This window comes from Actinomadura madurae (assembly GCF_900115095.1).
In the GTDB taxonomy this organism is placed as follows: Bacteria; Actinomycetota; Actinomycetes; order Streptosporangiales; family Streptosporangiaceae; genus Spirillospora; species Spirillospora madurae.
In genome coordinates, this window is the sequence record NZ_FOVH01000007.1 from 75,998 (window position 1) to 94,354 (window position 18,357).

An 18,357-nucleotide genomic window follows, 5' to 3' on the forward strand; every position below is an offset into this window, starting at 1 on the left:
CTGCGCCTCCTCTCCTTGCGGACTCCACGGCCTACGCGGACTTCGGGTGCGGGCTCAGGACGAGCGTGGAGTGGAAGTCCAGGACGCCGCCGTTGCCGCTGACCATGATCAGGTCGTGTTTCGGGACCTGGCGTTCCCCGCCGTCCCCCCGGGCCTGGATGATCGCTTCGGACAGCGGCGTCATGCCCCACATGTAGTACGAGGACAGTTCCCCGCCGCCGGTGTTGGTGGGATGGCTTCCGCCGGGGGCGATCGCACCGCTGGCCACGAAATCGCCGCCCTCGCCCTTCGCGCAGAAGCCGTAATCCTCCAGCGTGACCAGCGTGGTGTAGGTGAAGCAGTCGTAGATCTCCCGGACGTCGATGTCCCCCACGCCGACGCCCGCCATCTTCAGTGCATCCGCCCCCGAGCGGGCGGCGCCCGTGACGAGGCCGAACTCGCTGCCGCGCCGGTTGGCGTAACCCGGGTGCGCCTGCCCCCAGCCCCACACGTGCACCGGCGGGCGGCGCAGTGCCGCGGCCCTGTCCGCGCTCGTCAGGATGACCGCTACGGCACCGTTGCTGACCAGGCAGCAGTCCAGCAACCGCAGCGGGTCGGCGATCATTCGCGAATCCTGGTGGTCGGCCAGAGTGATCGGGTCGCGCTTCTGTGCGCGCGGGTTCATCGCCGCCCACTGGCGCGCGGCGACCGCGACGGCGCCGAACTGCTCGCTGGTCGTGCCGAAGGCGTTCATGTGGCGGCGGGCCGCGACCGCGTACCGCTCCGGCGCCGCCTTGAGCCCCGCCGCGGCCGGCAGCGCGCCGACACCCCGCATCGCGCGCTGCCGGCCGGCGTATGAGGCACCTGCGCTCTTCCCCTCCTTCAGTGGAGCGTCGGCATAAACGCAGGCCACGACGTCGGCCATGCCCGACGCGATCGCCATCGAGGCGTACTGCACCATCTGCCCGGCCGAGGACCCGAAACCCTGGATGGTCGCCAGGACGCGGGTGTCGCGCATCTGCAGGGCGGACTGGAGCCGGAGGTCGATGTCGTTGCCGACGCCGGGGTTGACCAGCAGCCCGTCGATGTCCGGCAGCGCGAGGCCCGCGTCCTCGGCGGCCCCCGCGATCGCCTCGATCGCGAAGTCGGCGGGTGTGCGCCCGTAGATCCGCCCGAACTCGGTCAGGCCGAGGCCGGCGATGACCGCCGTGCGATCCGCGCTCATCCGCCTCCCCCCTCGCGGCGCGGCAGGACGACCTCGACGACGCCCGGCCCGACCGTGACGCCGGTGGAGTTCTCGCAACGGATCGCGATCTCCACGACGCCGCGTCCGTCCTCGACCCGGGCGTCCTTGACCTCGGCGTGGACGTGCATGGTGTCGCCGACGACGTTGAACGACCGCATCCGGAAGCCGCGGATGGCCCGGATCGTCCCGGCCACGCCCATCCAGTCACGGACGCAGCGCTCCCAGGCCCCCAGCAGGAACTGGGTGTTGGCGTACATCTCAGGCGCACCGGTCTTCCGGGCGTACTCGCTGTTGTGGTGGATCGAGTTGAAGTCGCGGTTCGCGCCCGCTGCCATCACCAGCCGGTACACGGTCAGCGGGTACGCCACGCCGGGCAGCGCCTCCCCCACCGCGACGTCCTCGAACCGGCGCCCCTCCAGCGCCGGAACCGTCTCGGTCATGTCCCCTCCTCGCCCTCGCCGGCCGTGCCCTTGGGCACGTAGGCATAGGTGCCGATGCGGATCCGCGCGACGACCTCGCCCGGCTCGGTCACGATCTCGCTCTCCCACGTCAGGAACGCGCCCCGGCCGACCGCCGTCTCCTTCGGCGCGCACGACACGAGCCGCCGGCCGCGGCGGCCGATGCGCTCGCCCGCCACCACCGGACGCAGGAACTCCACCTCGATGTCCGTGCCGAAGAAGCCGGTCGTCCTGGGGCCGAGCGGCATGTCCTGGTTGTTGATGGCGCTGCGCACCGGCTGGGCGTCCCGGTCGTCGCCGTCGAACAGCGTCTCCCCCGGCCGCCACATCGGCGGCAGGGTCCACGACATCAGGCCGGTGTACGGCATCGTCACGTCGTCGAACCCGGCCCGCAGCGCCACGTCCCGATCGGTGTGCAGCGGGCAGTCGAACTCCAGCGGCTCCAGGTAGCGGCGAATCGCTCCGTGCTCCACCGGGTCGGCGCCCCACGTCGTCTCTCCGTCCGAGAAGTCCTGGCCGACGGCGTCGACCACCGGCTGCCAGTCCGCCTTCCAGCCGGTCCCGGTTGCCTCCGCGGTCACCGAAGCGCTCCTCCCTCTAGCAGTTCACGGACCCGCGCGCCGGGGTAGCCGAGCACGTCTCGCAGGACGGTCTCGTTGTCCTGGCCCAAGGTCGGGGCCGGACGCTTCACGACGCCGGGCGTCTCTGACAGCAGGTAACGCGGGCCCTCGACATGGGCCTCGCCGTGCAGCGGATGGTCGAGGGTCACGATGTGGCCGCGGTGCGCGAGCTGCGGGTCGGCGACGAAGTCCGCGCTCGACTGGGACAGATGCGCGGGGACGCCCGTCGCCTGCAGGATCCGCTCGACGTCGAGAGCGCGGTGTTCCGCCGTCCAGGCCGCGATGGCCGCGTCGATCTCCACCGCGCACGCCGCGCGGCCGGCGGCGGTGGCGAGGTCCGGCCGGCCGGCCAGATCGGCGCGGCCGATGGCCTCCGCCAGCCGCCGCCACTCCGCCTCCGTCCGGACGGCGACCGCCGCGAACCGTTCGCGGCCGCCCTCCGGCAGGCAGGCGTGGACGCCGTGCGGGGAGAGCAGCTCGTCGCGGTTGCCGGTCCGGCGCGCGATCGTGCCGTCGAAGCCGTAGTGCGCCACCTGGGGCGACAGGAAGAACACGCCCGCCTCGATCTGCGCGACGTCGATGTGCCGGCCCCGGCCCGTCCGGCGGCGGTCCTCGACCGCCGCGAGCAGGGCGACGAGCGCCAGCCGCGGCCCGACATAGTCGGTGTAGGGGCCGAACGGCCCCAAGGGGAGGCGGTCCTCCCAGCCGACCAGGCCCTGGAAGCCGCTGAGAGACGAACCGACGTTGCCGTACCCGGCGAGCCGCGCCCAAGGCCCGGTCTGGCCCGCGATGCTGGTGCTCAGCATGATCAGGGACGGGTTCTCCGCGGCGAGCGCCGGGTGGTCGAGGCCCCACTTCGCCATCTGGCCCGGGGAGAACGACTCGACGACCACGTCGGCCCACCGGGCGAGGTCGCGAACGACGGCGCGCCCTGCCTCACTCTTCAGATCGACCGTCAGGCCGAGCTTGCCGGCGTTGCAGTTGCCGTAGAGCGCCGAGTTCTCCGTGCCCTGGACGCCCCCGTAGAAGGGCTGCATGAGCCGCGCCGTCTCGACGCGCGTGCCGGACTCGGCCCGGACGACGAGCGCCCCGAAGTCGGCGAGTGCGCGTCCGATGAGCGGACCGGCCACGACCCAGGACAGGTCGAGGACCTTCAGCCCGTCCAGCGCGGACACCGGCCCGGAAGAGCGCGGGACGGCCTCGCGCGCCCGGACGGCCACGGGGTCTCCCCCGGCTGCCCACTCGGCGAGGATCTCCTCGGTGTGCTCGCCGATCCGGGGTGCGCGGCGCCGGACGCGCGGCCCGCCGGCGCCCGTGACCCGCGCCATCCGGCCGGGGATCGCGACCCGGCGGCCGTCGATGTCCACCTCGTCCCAGAAGCCGCGGGCGGCGAGCTGGTCGCAGGCCGCCACGTCCGCCATGTCGAAGATCGGCACGCACAGCAGGCGGTGCTCCATCGCCGCGTCGAGCACGTCGGCCTTGGTCCTGGTCCGCAGGAACGCCCGGACGGCGGCACGCGCGTCGTCCAGGTCGGCGGAGGTCAGGGCGCCCTCGGCGATGCGGTCGGGCACCGTCCGCCAATCCCAGGACGCGATGCGCTCGTCCACCGCGCCCTCGGACCTGAGCCAGCCGAACAGGTTGTTGGTGAACGCGCCGGCCGCCGGCCCCATCGACAGATGGAGCTCGACCATCCCGTCCTTGACGTGCCATTTCTTCATGGCGTTGGGGGTCGCCGCTCCGCTGCCGCTCTGGTCGGACCGCCCGGCGGGCTGCCGGTGCCACTCGGGGTTCCCGTCGCCCACCGCGGCGGCGAGCACGCGGGCGAGCGTCGCCACTCCCAGGCTCGCCTGAGCCGAGACGTCCACGATCTGCCCCGCGCCCGTGCGCGTCCGGGCGAGGACGGCGAGCAGCGTGCCCGCCGCCGCGTCGGCGCCGGCCTGCAGGTACGCCTGCGGTGCGCTGATCCGCAGCGGTGGGCGGTCGCCGTCGCGGTGCGGGTCGAGCGGGCCGCCCGCCGCCCACACGACCAGGTCGCAGTCGGCGTAGTCGGCCTTCGGGCCGGACGTCCCGAAGGCACTGATCACCGTGTAGACCAGAGACGGGTGCCCGGCCGTCAGCGTTTCCGGATCGAGCCCGCGCTCCCGCAGCCAGTCCACCGGGTAGGACGTGACGAACACGTCCGCGGCCGCCGCCAGCCCGCGGACCAGCGCCCGGCCGGATTCCACCTCCGGATCCGCCGTGAGGCCGCGCTTGCCCGCCGCGTAGGTCTCCCAGAACATCGAGGGGCGCCCGTCCCCGCCCGCCACCGGCGGCGCCGACCGCGCCGGTGATCCGCCGGGCGGCTCGACCTGCACCACGTCGGCCCCGAGGTCGGCGAGCAGCCGCCCGCACAGCAGGCCCCGCTCATCGGTCAGGTCGAGGACGCGCAGGTGCTCAAGCATCGGCGTCGACGGCGGCCCGGAGCGAGATCGCCCCCTCGGGACAGGCGTCCGCGGCGTCCCGCGCCTCGTCCAGCATCCCGTCCGGCACCTCGAACGTCTGCCCGCGCTGCGCGACGAAGCCCTCCTCGTCGTCGGACAGCAGGCCGGCCGCCGCCGCGTAGCAGCGGCCGTGCCCCATGCACGCGCCCGCGTTGATCGACAGGAACATCGTTCACACCGTCCATTCGAGGGGGAGGTTCGGCATGGTCAGCTGGCCGCCGCGCTCCGTCAGGCGCGCGCCCGGCGCGATCCGGTAGTCCGGGATGCGCGCGTGCCATTCGCGCAGCACCACCGCCAGCTCCAGGCGGGCGAGGTGCATGCCGAGGCAGCGGTGCGGGCCGGCGCCGAACGCCAGGTTCTGGTTGACGCCCCTGCGCCCGATGACGAACCTGTCGGGCTCGGGATACTTGCGGGGATCGCGGTTGGCGGAGGCGATCCCGAGCCAGACGACGTCGCCCTTCTCCAGGTCCAGCCCGTGGAACTCACCGGGTTCCCGCACCTCGCGGCCCGCCTGGAACACCAGCGGGTAGAGCCGGAGGAACTCCTCGACGGCCGCCGGGACCACCTCGGGCTCGGCGATGATCCGCTGCCGGTCCTCCTCGTGGCGCGCGAGGTGGGTGATGATGAAGCCGAGCGCGCTGCGGGTCGTGTCGAGGCCGGCGAGCATGAGCGTCATGCAGATCGTGAGGATGTCGTCCTGAGCGAGAGGTTCTCCATCGATGCGGGCCTCGACCAGCCGGGAGACCATGTCCAGCTTCGGGTCCCCGGGGGCGGCGCGACGCGCGTTCACCGCGTCGTCGAAGTACTCGAGTATCTTCCCCTTGGCGGCGGCCGCGGCGTCGGGGTCGCCGCCGAAGAAGCCGGCGAACAGCGTCTCCGACCAGGGCAGGAAGAACTCCCCGTCGCTCACCGGCAGGCCGAGCAGGGCCAGGAACAGGTCCGTCGGATACCGGATCGCGAACTCGGCGACGAAGTCGCAACCGCCCTTGGGCCTGACCTCCTCGATAAGTTCGACGCACCGCTCGTGCGCCAGTTCCTCCATCCGCCTGACGGCCGCCGGGGAGAAGAACGGGTTGAGGACGCGGCGCAGCTTGGCGTGCTCCTGCCCGTTCAGGTCCTGCGGAAGCAGCGCTATCCCGGCCTCCGGATTGAGTGCGCTGCGTGCGTGGGTCGTCCACGCGTCGTGCTTCTGGAAGCCTTCGAGCACGTCCTCATAGCGCTGCACCATCCAGAATCCGCGCGGACGCGTGTCGTTGTAATGGAAGCGGGCGGCCTCGCGTTCGGCGTCGAGCAGCGCGTAGTGCTCGTAGAGGGCGGAGTCGTCGCCGTACTCGGTGTGGCTGACGGGACAACCCCGCATCATTTCGGTCATCGCAGCAAACTCCCTCTCCATTCGGAGCACACGTTCATTCGGAGCGCACACCGCGCCAGGCGGTGGTGCCGCCGTCCACCGGGAGGATGGCGCCGGTCAGGAAGGAGGCGTCGTCGGAGGCGAGGAAGCACGCCACCTTCGCCACCTCGCCCGCCTTTCCGAAGCGCGGAATCAGATGCGTCCCGGTCATCGCCCTGAGCTGAGCCTCCGGATCCGCCGCGGCGGCGAGATGGGCACGGCTCATCGGCGTCTCGATGGACCCGGGGCAGAAGGCGTTGCACCGGACCCCGGGCGCCAGCTCGATGGCCGTCGACCGGGTGAGCTGGACGACGGCGCCCTTGCTCGACGGATAGGCCGCGGACGGATAGCCCGTCATCCCGGCGACCGACGCCGTGTTCACGATCGAGGGCCCGCGGCCGGACGCCAGCAGATGCGGAGCGGCGGCCTTCGTCGCCACCCAGACCGCCTTGACGTTGATCGCGTACACCCGATCCCAGGCGTCCTCGGGCAGCGTCAGGAACGTGGCGCCCGGGGCGACCGCCCCGTCCAGCACACCGGCGTTGTTGACCAGCGTGTCGAGCCCGCCGGCCGCCGAGGCGGCCGCCTCCACCATGCCCGGGATCCGCGCCGCGTCGGCGAGGTCGACCGCGATCGCCCGCGCCGCCGCGCCCTCCTCCCGGACGGCCGCGGCGGTCTCCTCGGCGGCGGCCGCGTCGATGTCGGCGACGCCGACGAACGCGGCGCCCTGCCGGGCGGCCTCCACGGCGATCTCCCGTCCCATGCCCGCGCCGGCACCGGTCACCAGCATCCGCTTGCCGATCAGCACGTCACGCTCCGTATCCCGTGGTGGTCCCGGGCCGTCCCGGGCTCGCGGCGCTCAATCCCGCCCCTCCGTCCGGCGGCCCGCTTCGAGCAGCCCGACCGGCTCCTCGTAGCGGCCGGTGGTGAACGGCGACGGGCCCCCCGCGCCGGTCATCCCCGCGTCGACCGGCAGGACGATCCCGGTGACGAACGACGCGTCGTCGCTCGCGAGGTAGAGCGCGCCGGCCGCGACGTCTTCCGGGTGCAGCGGCCGGTCCATGTAGGCGGTGCCGCTCAGCGCGGCCCCCGCCCCGCCGAGGTCGGCCGCGCCACCGGCCACCAGCTCGGCGGTCATCGGGGACACCACGGCGCCCGGCACGAGCACGTTGCACCGCACGCCGAAGCGGCGCAGTTCGGCGGCGACGGAGCGGGACAGCCCGATGATCCCGGCCTTGACCGCGCTGTAGACGTGCGGGCCCACCCCGCCGAGGACGCCGGCCGGGCTCGACGTCGAGATGATCACTCCGCTGCGCCGCGGCTTCATCACCCGCGCGGCGTGCTTCATCCCGCACAGCACGCCGCGCAGGTTGATCGCGATGGTGAGATCGGCGTCGGCGAGCCTCGTCCGGTCGATCGGGCCGAGCGCGCCCATCACGCCCGCGTTGTTGAACATGATGTCGAGCGCGCCGAACCGCTCGACGGCCGCGTCGACCAGCGCGGCCACGTCCTCCTCGCGCGTGACGTCGGCGCGCCGGAACAGCGCGCCGTCCCCCAGCTCCCCGGCGAGCGCCGCACCGGGCCCGTCCTGCAGGTCCGCGATGACCACGCGGGCGCCCTCGGCGTGGAAGCGGCGCGCCGTGCCCGCGCCGATCCCGCTCGCGCCGCCGGTGATGACCGCGACCCTCCCCGCCAGCCGTCCGGACATGCCCCTCCTCGTGCTCCCGATGCCCGGGCCGTCAGGCCCCGACGGCGATGGACTTGGTCTCCAGGTACGCGCGGAACCCCTCGGGACCCATCTCCCGGCCCACGCCGGACTCCTTGTAGCCTCCGAACGGGCTGCCGAACGCCTGCGGACGCCCGTTCAAGCTGACCATGCCGGTGCGGATCCGCCGGGCGATGGCGAGGGCCCGTCCGTCGTCGCGGCTCCAGACCGACCCGGAGAGCCCGTACCGGGATTCGTTCGCGACGGCCACCGCCTCGTCGTCGCCGTCGTACTCGATGACCGCGATCACCGGGCCGAAGATCTCCTCCTGGGCGACCCGCATGGCGTTGCGGACGCCGGCGAGCAGCGTCGGCGGCACGAACCACCCGCCCGCGAGGTCGCCGGGGAGATCGAGCCGCTCCCCGCCGGCGACGACGCGGGCGCCTTCGGACCGCCCGGCCGCGATGTACCCGGCGACCCGGTCGCGCTGGCGCTCGCTCACCAGCGGGCCGATCGTCGTCTCGGGCTCCGCCGGGTCGCCGACCCGCAGGCCGCGCAGCGCCTCGGCGAGCGCGTCGACGATCTCGGCGCGGCGATGCCGCGGCACCAGTACCCGGGTCTGGGCGATGCACGCCTGGCCGTTGACCATGAGGGCCATCGGCAGCAGCGCGGGCACGACGGCGTCCATGTCGGCGTCGTCGCAGATGATCGCGGCGGACTTGCCGCCGAGTTCCAGGGTGACGCGCGCGATCCGATCCGCCGCCACCGCCATGATCTTCTTCCCGGCGGCGCTGCTGCCGGTGAAGGCGATCTTGTCCACGCCGGGGTGGGCGACCAGGTGCGCCCCGGCGTCGCGGTCCCCGGGGACGACGCTGAGCACCCCTTCGGGAAGCCCGGCCTCGGCGAACGCGTCGGCGAGCGCCTGGACCGTGAGCGGGGTCTCTGGAGGCGGCTTCAGGACGACGGAGCAGCCGGCGGCCAGCGCGGGCGCGACCTTCAGCGCCGGGGTGCTGAGCGGACCGTTCCAGGGCGTGATCGCGGCGACGACGCCGACCGGCTCCTGGGTGACGAGGCTGGTGTTGGCGCCGTCGGAGCGGCGCTCGTCGTAGCCGAACCGCTCCGCCAGGTCCGCGTAGTAGCGCAGGTGCCGGATCGGGTTGGGGACGTGCGCGCGCTCGCTGAACCAGATCGGGCAGCCCAGCTCGGCCGTGATGCTCCGGGCCAGTTCGGGAGCCCGCTTCTCCAGCAGGTCGGCGGCGGCCCGCAGGACTCCGGCGCGTCGCTCCGGCGCCTCACCGGCCCAGATCCCGGCGTCGAAGGAGGAGCGGGCCGCCGCGACCGCGCCGTCGATGTCGGCGGGCGAGGCCAGCGCCGCGCTGCCGACGTATGCTCCGGTCGCCGGGTTGCGCACCCGGACCGTGCGGCCGTCCCGCGGCGGGACACGGCGCCCCCCGACGAACAGTTCCGGGTATTCGCGCACCGGCACCGTCATCATCCGCACTCCGATCCTGCTCAGGCGCCACATCGCCGAACATATCTATGATAATGAAACATAGGGTATTCGCGGCGGAAGGGTCAAGGATGGGAAGCACCGGAACCGGGACGATCGTCATCGTCGGCGCGGGGCTGAGCGGGCTGCGCACGGCCGAGCGGCTCCGGCGGCTGGGGCATGACGGGCCGGTCACGCTCGTGGGCGACGAGCCGCACCCGCCCTACGACCGGCCGCCCCTGTCCAAGGGGCTGCTGACGCAGGCGGACGAGCCGGCCGCGGCGGTGCCCCTGCGTACCGCACCCTACGCCGATCTGGGCATTGACCTGCGGCTGGGCGTGCGCGCCACGGCGCTGGACACCTCCGGGAACCGGCTCGTGCTGGCCGGCGGCGAGGAGCTCCACTACGGGCGGCTCGTGATCGCGACCGGGCTCCGGCCGCGGGTGCTCGCGGCGCTCACCGCCGGACCGGCGGGCGTGCACACCCTGCGCTCCTTCGACGATCTGCTGTCGCTGCGCGCCGGGCTGCGCGGGGCCCGCCGCGTCACGGTGGCCGGCGCCGGCGTCCTCGGCTGCGAGATCGCGGCGGCGGCGCGGGCCCGGGGAGCCGAGGTCACGCTGGTGGAGGCGCTGGAGCAGCCCATGCTGGGGGCGCTCGGCGCCCGGGTCGGCGAGTTCGTGGCGGCGCTGCACCGGGCCCGGGGCGTCCGGGTGCTCTGCTCCACGCGGATCCGCGGTCTCGAAGGCCGGGACCGGGTGGAGCGGGTCGTGCTGGAGGACGGCTCCGTCCTGCCCACCGACCTGGTAGTGGCCGCGGTCGGCGCCGTCCCCGAGACCGGATGGCTGGAAGGATCGGGCCTGGAGCTCGGTGACGGCGTGGTGTGCGACGGCACCGGCCGGACCTCGGCCGAGGACGTCTGGGCGGTCGGAGACATCGCCCGGACGCCGCACCCGCACGGCGCCGGAACGGTCCGCCTGGAGCACTGGACGAACGCCGCGGACGGCGCGGCGCTGGTGGCCGCGAACCTGCTGGCCGCACCCGGCGAGGCCCGGGAGGCGACGGAGACGCCCTACTTCTGGAGCGACCAGTACGACCTGAAGATCCAGTGCCTCGGCCTCCCCCGTGCTGACGACGACCTCATGGTCACCGCCGGTGCACCGGACTCGCACCGGCTCCTCGGCCTGTACTCGCGCGAGGGCAGGGTGGCCGGGGCCGTGGCGATGGGCATGCCGGCCGCCCTGGCCCGCTGCCGGGCCGCGGTCGCCTCCCGCACCGCGCTGAACGAACTGCTGGACGAGGCCCCGTGGGATCGCGGCCGGACCGGACGGCCCTGACGAACAGGAGAACGATCATGGAGAACGAACCGGACCTGAGCGGACTGCTGGGGCGGCTGCGGCGGCTGGAGGACATGGAGGCGGCGCGCAACCACCTCCACCGGTACGCCGCCACGCTCGACGCGCCCACGGCCGAGTCGATCGCGGCGCTGTTCACCGAGGACGGCGTGCTCCGGACGCGGCTGGGCGAGTTCACCGGGCGCGAGGCCATCGCCGGGTTCTACCGGGACCGGCTGGCCGCCGACCCGTCCGAGAAGCGCCACTTCATCGTCAGCCCCCGGACGACCTGGACGGGACCGGGGATCGTGGAGATCGCCTCGTACTTCCTCTTCACCGCACGCGCCGGCACCTCGGTGCTCGGCTGGGGCACCTACCTCGACCGGCTACGGGTCCGAGGGGAGGCCGCGCTGTTCACCGACAAGACCATCGAGATCCACATGGGCACCGACCTCGCGAAGGGCTGGGCACGACCGTGAGCGGGAACGCCGCCGCGAATCGCACCGACGCGGCAGACCGGCACGAGCGACGTCGCGAAGGCTCAGCGGAACGCCGGCAGGACCTCGTTCTTGAGGATCTCCAGGGTGCGGAGGACCTGCTCCTGGCCGAGGTCGTACCACTGCGCGCGCAGGATGACGTACGTCAGCCCGTCGGCCTCCAGGGCCTTGAGCGCGGCGATCGCCCCCTCAGGGTCGGTGAAGAGGTAGGACGCGTCGGCGACCTCTTCGGCCGCCTTCTCCGTCCGCAGGTGCCGGTAGGCATCGCCCTTCTGCGGGGCGTTGTACTCGGCGTACTTGCGGGTGAGGGCTCCGCGCGCCGAGATGCCGATAGCTCGTGCGCGCTCCCTGTCGCGATCGAGCACCAGCTCGCGGCGGACCACTAGATCGGAAGGGCCGCGGCCGAGCCGGTCCCGTTCGTCCCGGTAGTGACCGAGAACAGTGCGCAGTTCCTCGGGGCCGACGTGCGGTGGAACGATCCAGGCGTCCCCGAGCCGGGCGGCGCGCTGCGCACCGGTCCGGTGCGGGCCCGCACCGACCCAGATCGGCGGCCCGCCCGGCTGGACGGGCGGCAGGCTGATGCGCTCGCCGTCGATCCTGAAGTGCTCGCCGTCGAAGGTGGTCCGCTCACCGCTCCACAGACGCCGGATCAGCTCGACCGCCTCCACGTAGCGGCCGAGCCTGTCCTGCATGGACACGCCGAACGAGGCGAACTCGTTCTCGCGGTAGCCCATGCCGAATCCCGCGACCGCACGCCCGCCGGTCAGATGGTCGAGAGTGGAGAACTCCTCGGCCACCTCCACCGGATGGCGCAGCGGAAGGATGAACATGTTCGTGCCGAGGCGCATGCCGCCCGCGTCCGCCGCCAGCGCCGCCAGCAGCGGAACGGGCTGCAGCGTCGGCATGCCACCGAGGTAGTGCTGCAGGACCCAGATCGAGGAGATCCCCGACTCCCGGGCCGCCCGAACCTGCTCGCGCAGGAGCGCGACGCGGTCCGCAGGCACGACTCCCGGCGGAAAGTCGTTCATGACGGCCAGTCCGAACTTCAGCACCTCGGCACCTCCACGGGCCCGGCGCGCACCGGGCGTTCTCGGATATGGACCGCGGTCCCATGCGGTCGCGCGCGCGGGCGAGCACGAGCCGCCCGCACGAGCCGCCCACCATGAGCACGCCAACTATTGAGGCGTATCATGCGACTAGATTGCAGCGACGTCAAGCGCGGGCCGACCACCTCCACCCTGGAGGGGCATCGCTTGACGGGCGGCGTCTCACGCCAATACATTCGGTTCATTATCAGAATTTAAGCGGGGAGCCGCCGACCGTGACCAGCCATACCGCATCACGCGCACGTCCCGGGCCACCACCCGCCGAGCTGGACGTCCTCGTCGTGGGCGCGGGCTTCGCCGGCCTCTACGCGCTGCACCGCCTGCGCGAGCTCGGCCACCGCGTCCACGCCGTCGAGGCGGCGGGCGGCGTGGGCGGCGTCTGGTACTGGAACCGCTACCCGGGGGCGCGCTGCGACATCGAGAGCGTCGACTACTGCTACTCCTTCTCTCCCGAGCTGATCCGGGAATGGGACTGGACGGAGCGCTACCCGTCCCAACCGGAGATCCTCCGCTACATCGACCACGTGGCCGACCGCTTCGGCCTCCGCGAGGCGATCACGTTCGACACCCGCGTCACCGCCCTGTCCTTCGACGAGGACGCGGACGCCTGGACCGCCGAGACCGAGCACGGTGACCGCGTGACCGCCCGCCACGTGATCATGGCGACGGGCCAGCTGTCGGTCGCCAAGCCGCCCGAGATCGCCGGGATCGCGGACTTCGCGGGCGAATGCCACCACACCGGCGACTGGCCGCACGGCGGGATCGACCTCGACGGCCGGCGGGTCGGCGTGATCGGCACCGGATCGTCCGGCGTGCAGGTGATCCCCCGGATCGCCGAGCGCGCCGGTCACCTCACCGTCTTCCAGCGCACCCCGCATTTCGTGGTGCCCGCGATGAACCGGCCGCTCGACCGGGAGTACGCCGCCGAGCTCAAGACCCGCTTCGAGGAGTACCGCGAACAGGCCCGCAACCACCCGGGCGGCACCCACCGCGTCCTGCGCCCGGACCTGGCGGTCGAGGCCGATCCCGGAGAGCTGCGGGAGAGGTTCGAGGAGTACTGGCGCCGCGGCGGCCCCGACATCCAGGCCGCCTACCGCGACCTCGCCACCGACCTGGCCGCCAACGACAGGGCCGCCGAGTTCGTCCGTGCCAAGATCCGCGAACTGGTGCGCGACCCGGAGGTGGCGGAGCGGCTCACCCCGCGCGGCTACCCGTTCGGCAGCAAGCGCCTGGTGCTGGAGATCGGGTACTACGACGCGTTCAACCGGGACGACGTCCGCCTGGTCGACACCCGCACGGCGCCCATCGAGCGCATCGAGGCCGAGGGCGTCCGCACGGGCGGGGAGCGGCCGGAGCTGCACCGGCTCGACGTGCTGGTCTTCGCGACGGGGTTCGACGCGCTGACCGGCGCCGTCCTGAGGATCGACATCACGGGACGGGGCGGGACCCCGCTCCGCGACAAGTGGGCGGCGGGTCCCCGCACCTACCTCGGGCTGTCCACGCACGGCTTCCCCAACCTGTTCTTCATGGCCGGGCCGGGCAGCCCCTCGGTGATCAGCAATGTGCTGGTCTCCATTGAGCAGCACGTCGAGTGGGTCACCGACCATCTGGAGTACCTGCGCAAGAACGGGCTCACACGTTCGGAGGCCGTCCTGGAGAAGGAGGACGCCTGGGTCGACCACGTCAACGAGGTCGCGAACGCCACCCTCTACCCCCTCGGCAACTCCTGGTACCTGGGCGCCAACGTCCCGGGGAAGCCGCGCGTGTTCATGCCCTACGTCGGCGGCGTCGGCCGCTACCGGCAGATCTGTGCCGACGTCGCGGCGCGCCAGTACGACGGCTTCGACACGCGCTGATCGCGCCGGCGCGAGAGCCGTGAGGTCCTGTGTCCATGAACGTCAACTGGAGGTTCGGCGCGTGAGCGACGAGTGTTCTCCCCCAGGCGCCGGCCCGCTCGCCGGCGTCCGCGTCATCGAACTGGGGTCGATGTACGCCGCCCCGACGGCGGGGCGCATGCTGCGCGACTTCGGCGCGGACGTGGTCAAGGTCGAGGACCCGGCCGCGGGCGACTTCGCCCGGCAATGGCAGCCCGCGCACGAGGGCCTCGCCATCGGCTTCTCGCGGCTGAACGCGGGAAAGCGGTCGGTGGGCATCGATCTGCGCCACCGGGAGGGGCGCGAGCTCGTCAGGCTGCTGGCGCGGGACGCCGACGTCCTCATCGAGAACTTCCGGCCCGGACGGCTGGAGGCGTGGGGCCTGGGATACAAGGAACTGTCCAGGGACAACTCCGGCCTGGTGATGACGCGCGTGAGCGGATTCGGCCAGACCGGCCCGTACCGGGAGCGTCCGGGCTTCGGCACCGTCGCCGAGACCGCGAGCGGGTACGCCTTCCTCAACGGATGGCCGCACACTCCCCCGACCGCGCCGCCGTTCGGGTTCGCCGACTCCATCGCCGGGATCTCCGCCGCCTTCGGGACCGCGATGGCGCTGTACCGGCGCGCCGTCCACGGGGACGGCGGAGAGATCGACGTCTCGCTGTACGAGCCGCTGATGTTCATCCTGGGCGACGCGGTGCTGAACTACACCGCGTCCGGGGAGGTCATGCAGCGGCACGGGAACGCGTCGGGCGCCGCCTCACCCCGCGGCATCTACGAGTCGGGCGACGGCGGCTGGCTGTCGATCGCCGCCTCGAACCAGACGATCGCCCTGCGGCTGTTCCGTGCCATGGGCCGTCCGGACCTGTGCGCGGACGAGCGGTACGCCACGAACCGGGCCCGCATGGCCAACAACGAGACGCTGCAGAAGATCGTGGCGGACTGGGTGCGGTCCAGGCCGCGCGCCGAGATCCTCGCCGTCCTGGACGAGCACGAGGTCGTCGCCGCGCCGGTCAACGACGCGCGCGACATCGCCCGCGACCCGCATTTCCTGGAGCGCACGCTCGTCAGGCTGGCCGGGACCGTGTTCGGCAAGGCGATGATGCCCGGACCCGTCCTGCGCGTGAAGGACTACGCGGGCCCGGTGTACGACGGTGTGCCCGCCGTCGGCGAGCACACCGAGGACGTGCTGGCCGGAGAACTGGGGATGGCCGCGGACCGGCTCGCCGAGCTGGCCGGCGCCGGCGTGATCAGCGCACGGCGGGGAGCCTAGGCGAGACCTCCCGGCCGGCCGCGGGCACCGGATCCTTCGCAGCGCCGCCGCAGACGCTGACGCCCGCGCAGGCGCGGGAACGTGTCCGCCAGGGCGATGCGCTGTGCCGGCACCTGGCCCCGGACACCGGCTGCACCCTCGTCCTCCCGTGCTCCCCGCGGAGCCCGGGAGGACGGCGCGCTCACCGGGTCCAGGGCGACTCGATGCGAAGGAGCCGGGCCATCGTCCCGCCGAGGACGGACTTGGTCTCGTCGTCGGTCAGGCCGAGCGCCTCGATGGCGGCGATCTCCTCCCCCGGGTCGGTCATCGGCCAGTCCGAGCCGAACACGATCCGCTCGGCCCCGTGGTTCCGGATGAGGCGGCGAACACGGTTCGGACGCAGCAGCCGCAGGCTCGGCGGCCAGGACGTCTCCAGCACGACGTCCGTGCCGCGCAGCGTCTCCTCCGCCTCGTCCAGTACCCGGTAGCCGCCGAAATGGCAGGCCACCAGCCGCAACGCCGGGAAGGTCCGCGCGATGCCGGCGATCATCCCGGGATTGGACAGCGCGTTCGTCCGGGCGTCACCGCCCGCTCCGACATGGGTGATGACGGCGATCTCGTCGCCGAACGCGTCGAAGATCTCCCACAGCCGGCGGTCGTCCAGCGCGAAGTTCTGGAACAGCGGGTGGACCTTGACCGCCGTGACGCCGTGGCGCCGCAGGCTCGCCAGGTTCTCCGCGACGGGCAGGCCGACGTGGACGGTGCCGAAGCCGATGCGCCGTTCGGTGGCGAGCCCGGCGACGAAGGCGTTGACCCGGTCGACGTGCCTGGCCTCGTTCGCGATGCCGAGGCAGCAGCTGACGGCGACCCCGGCCCGGTCCATCGTGGCGGTGAGGCCGCCGACGGTGCCGTCGCCGCGCGCGGTGAGGCCGGGCACCCTGTTGCCGCCGAGCGCCGCGGCGGCGATCCTGTCGGGCCAGACATGGCTGTGCGCATCAATGATCACGGCCGGCTCACAGCTTTCCGGCCTCGCCGCCGTCCACCACGAAGGTCGCGCCCGTGGTGAACGAGGACAGCGGGGACACCAGCAGGCAGGCCAGCGGGACCAGCTCGGCCGGTTCGGCGATCCGGCCGGCGGGGATCCTGGCGACACGCCGCTTCAGCAGGTCGGGCGAGTCGAGGACCGCGCGCTGAGCGTCCGTCCGGAACGCACCCGGCGCCAGGCAGTTGACCTGGACGTTCCTGGCCGCCCATTCCGCGGCGAGGGCCTCGGTCAGCCGGACCACCGCCCCCTTGGAGGCGGAGTAGCCGACCAGGTGCGGCTTGCCGCGGACACCGGTGGTCGAGGCGACGTTCACGATGCGGCCGCCGCCCTGCGCGATCATGTGCCGCCCGGCGGCCTGCGCGAGCAGCATCGGCGCGATGACGTTGACCGCCATCGTCTCCCGCCACACGGCGGGGTCCTGGTCCGCGAAACTGCCCGCGGGGGCGATCCCGGCGTTGTTGATCAAGCCGTCGATGCGGCCGTGCCGGTCGACGACGCCGTCGGCGAGCCCGGCCACGGCCTCCTCGTCGCGCATGTCGGTCTCGACCACCGAGATCCGGCCACCGCCGCGCCGCGCCACCTCGTCCAGTCCGCCCTTCGAGCGGGCGACGGCGACGACCCGGGCGCCCTCGCCCGCGAGCCGCAGCGCGATCGCGGCGCCGAGGCCCCGGCTCGCGCCGGTGACGAGGACGACGGCGTCCCGCAGTTCCATGTCCATCAGGAGGCTCCCTTCGCCAGCCGCCGCGCCAGCGAGTCCAAGAGCACCTCGGTTGCCCCCTCGTAGACGCGCAGCGGACGGGCGTTGCGGTAGAGACGTTCGATCTTCGAGCCGCGCACCAGCCCGAAACGGCCCATGATCTGCACGGAGCGGTCGACGACCCGGCCCGCGGCCTCGGTGGCGCCCACCTTGGCGATCGAGGAGAGGTCGAGCCGCCCGAGCGGATCGGACCCGGCGAGCGCGGCGGCCCGGTAGGTGAGTGCGCGCGCCGACTCGATCTCCGTCCAGGACAGGGCCACGTTCTGCGACACCGCCCCCAAGGCGATGAGCGGCGCACCGAACTGCTCGCGGACGGTGGCGTGCCGCAGTGCCTCGTCCAGCGCCGCCTGCGCGAGGCCGACCGCGGACCCGGCCACCGACACGCGGAACACGGCGAGCGTGGCGAGCATCAGCGAGAACGCCTCGCGCGGCGCACCGAGCCGGTTGCCCTCCGGGACGACGACCCCGTCGAACTCCAGCTCCCCCAGGATGTGCGGCGCGATGAGGTCACGCCCGCGGGTGATCCCCAGCCCCGGCGCATCGGCCGGGACGAGCACCATCGAATGGCCGTCCCCCTCACGGCCCAGGACGCAGTAGAAGCCGGCGGCGCCGCCGTTGGTGATGAACGACTTGCGCCCGGTGACGCGCAGGCCGCCCGGGACGCTCTCGATCACCGTCGCGACGGCGCGCAGATCGGAACCGACGTCGGGCTCGGTGAGCGCGAGTCCCGCGATCGCCTCCAGGGCCGCCACCCGGGGCAGCCATGCGCGGCGCAGCTCGTCGGAGCCGCCGGCGGCCAGCGGGTAGCTGCCGACGCCCTGCATGCCGAACAGTGAGTCCAGATGTGCCGAGGAGTACATCAGCGCCTCGCGGATGACGGCGATCGTCAGCGGGTCGAGGGTCTCGCTCTCGCCGCCGAACGCGGCGGGCACGACATGGCGGGCCAGGCCGCCGGCGCGCAGTGCTTCCAACACCCCCGCGTGCACGGACGTGGACTCGTCGGCCTCGGCCGCGAACTCCTCCACCGCGGCGGCGACGGCCCGCGCGGCCTCCTGCACCTCGCGGTGACGCACACCCAGGTCGAACATCTGTGCTCCTTCCACGGCGCGAAACTCCTCGGGGGACGGA

General features: G+C 73.0%; 17 protein-coding genes. 4 read left to right on the forward strand and 13 right to left on the reverse strand.

Annotated elements, in window-relative coordinates; genetic code table 11:
* Positions 1-31 precede the first annotated feature (31 nt).
* The 9 genes from BM339_RS20605 to BM339_RS20645 are packed head-to-tail and all read right to left on the reverse strand — an operon-like array spanning position 32 to position 9,373.
* Complete coding sequence (locus tag BM339_RS20605) at positions 32-1,204, reverse strand: thiolase family protein (RefSeq protein WP_075021900.1); 1,173 nt, start codon at positions 1,202-1,204, stop codon at positions 32-34.
* Entirely contained in the window at positions 1,201-1,665 is a 465-nt protein-coding gene (locus BM339_RS20610) for a hotdog family protein (RefSeq protein WP_075021901.1), read from the reverse strand. Before BM339_RS20610 ends, BM339_RS20605 begins: the two co-directional genes overlap by 4 nt.
* Positions 1,662-2,264: an FAS1-like dehydratase domain-containing protein gene (locus BM339_RS20615; protein WP_075021902.1), complete on the reverse strand. Its 603-nt coding sequence runs from the start codon at positions 2,262-2,264 to the stop codon at positions 1,662-1,664. The genes BM339_RS20610 and BM339_RS20615 overlap by 4 nt, the downstream gene beginning before the upstream one ends.
* Positions 2,261-4,744 (reverse strand): CaiB/BaiF CoA transferase family protein, encoded by a 2,484-nt coding sequence (locus BM339_RS51530; protein WP_075021903.1) that lies wholly within the window; start codon positions 4,742-4,744, stop codon positions 2,261-2,263. Before BM339_RS51530 ends, BM339_RS20615 begins: the two co-directional genes overlap by 4 nt.
* A complete protein-coding gene (locus BM339_RS20625; RefSeq protein ID WP_075021904.1) occupies positions 4,737-4,952 on the reverse strand; it encodes a ferredoxin in 216 nt (71 codons plus the stop codon). The genes BM339_RS51530 and BM339_RS20625 overlap by 8 nt, the downstream gene beginning before the upstream one ends.
* A 3-nt stretch (positions 4,953-4,955) precedes the next feature.
* Entirely contained in the window at positions 4,956-6,155 is a 1,200-nt protein-coding gene (locus BM339_RS20630) for a cytochrome P450 (protein WP_021592091.1), read from the reverse strand.
* A gap of 34 nt (positions 6,156-6,189) precedes the next feature.
* On the reverse strand, positions 6,190-6,981 hold the full coding sequence (locus BM339_RS20635) for an SDR family NAD(P)-dependent oxidoreductase (protein WP_021592092.1): 792 nt from the start codon (positions 6,979-6,981) through the stop codon (positions 6,190-6,192).
* A 51-nt stretch (positions 6,982-7,032) separates the two neighbouring features.
* Positions 7,033-7,881, reverse strand: a complete 849-nt coding sequence (locus BM339_RS20640; RefSeq protein WP_075021905.1) for an SDR family oxidoreductase — start codon at positions 7,879-7,881, stop codon at positions 7,033-7,035.
* Positions 7,882-7,912: 31 nt separating this feature from the next.
* A complete protein-coding gene (locus tag BM339_RS20645) occupies positions 7,913-9,373 on the reverse strand; it encodes an aldehyde dehydrogenase (RefSeq protein ID WP_083597789.1) in 1,461 nt (486 codons plus the stop codon).
* Between the two features lie 86 nt (positions 9,374-9,459).
* Here BM339_RS20645 and BM339_RS20650 point away from each other — a divergent pair, with 86 nt between their 5' ends.
* Both BM339_RS20650 and BM339_RS20655 read left to right on the forward strand, forming a co-directional pair.
* On the forward strand, positions 9,460-10,701 hold the full coding sequence (locus tag BM339_RS20650) for an NAD(P)/FAD-dependent oxidoreductase (RefSeq protein ID WP_075021906.1): 1,242 nt from the start codon (positions 9,460-9,462) through the stop codon (positions 10,699-10,701).
* Between the two features lie 17 nt (positions 10,702-10,718).
* Positions 10,719-11,177: a nuclear transport factor 2 family protein gene (locus tag BM339_RS20655; protein ID WP_075022054.1), complete on the forward strand. Its 459-nt coding sequence runs from the start codon at positions 10,719-10,721 to the stop codon at positions 11,175-11,177.
* A 62-nt stretch (positions 11,178-11,239) separates the two neighbouring features.
* On the opposite strand, the gene BM339_RS20660 is transcribed toward BM339_RS20655, so the two are convergent.
* Entirely contained in the window at positions 11,240-12,247 is a 1,008-nt protein-coding gene (locus BM339_RS20660) for an LLM class flavin-dependent oxidoreductase (RefSeq protein WP_256255404.1), read from the reverse strand.
* Between the two features lie 269 nt (positions 12,248-12,516).
* Here BM339_RS20660 and BM339_RS20665 point away from each other — a divergent pair, with 269 nt between their 5' ends.
* Both BM339_RS20665 and BM339_RS20670 read left to right on the forward strand, forming a co-directional pair.
* The gene (locus BM339_RS20665; protein ID WP_075021907.1) at positions 12,517-14,157 is read left to right on the forward strand and encodes a flavin-containing monooxygenase; all 1,641 of its coding nucleotides are present in this window, start codon (positions 12,517-12,519) and stop codon (positions 14,155-14,157) included.
* 61 nt (positions 14,158-14,218) lie between these two features.
* Complete coding sequence (locus BM339_RS20670) at positions 14,219-15,448, forward strand: CaiB/BaiF CoA transferase family protein (protein WP_021592099.1); 1,230 nt, start codon at positions 14,219-14,221, stop codon at positions 15,446-15,448.
* Between the two features lie 181 nt (positions 15,449-15,629).
* On the opposite strand, the gene BM339_RS20675 is transcribed toward BM339_RS20670, so the two are convergent.
* Genes BM339_RS20675 through BM339_RS20685 form a run of 3 tightly spaced genes read right to left on the reverse strand, consistent with a single transcriptional unit; the run spans position 15,630 to position 18,317 of the window.
* On the reverse strand, positions 15,630-16,433 hold the full coding sequence (locus BM339_RS20675; protein ID WP_075021908.1) for an amidohydrolase family protein: 804 nt from the start codon (positions 16,431-16,433) through the stop codon (positions 15,630-15,632).
* 7 nt (positions 16,434-16,440) lie between these two features.
* Complete coding sequence (locus BM339_RS20680; protein WP_075021909.1) at positions 16,441-17,190, reverse strand: SDR family NAD(P)-dependent oxidoreductase; 750 nt, start codon at positions 17,188-17,190, stop codon at positions 16,441-16,443.
* Positions 17,190-18,317, reverse strand: coding sequence for an acyl-CoA dehydrogenase family protein (locus tag BM339_RS20685; protein WP_021592102.1), 1,128 nt, complete (start codon positions 18,315-18,317; stop codon positions 17,190-17,192). Before BM339_RS20685 ends, BM339_RS20680 begins: the two co-directional genes overlap by 1 nt.
* Positions 18,318-18,357 lie beyond the last annotated feature (40 nt).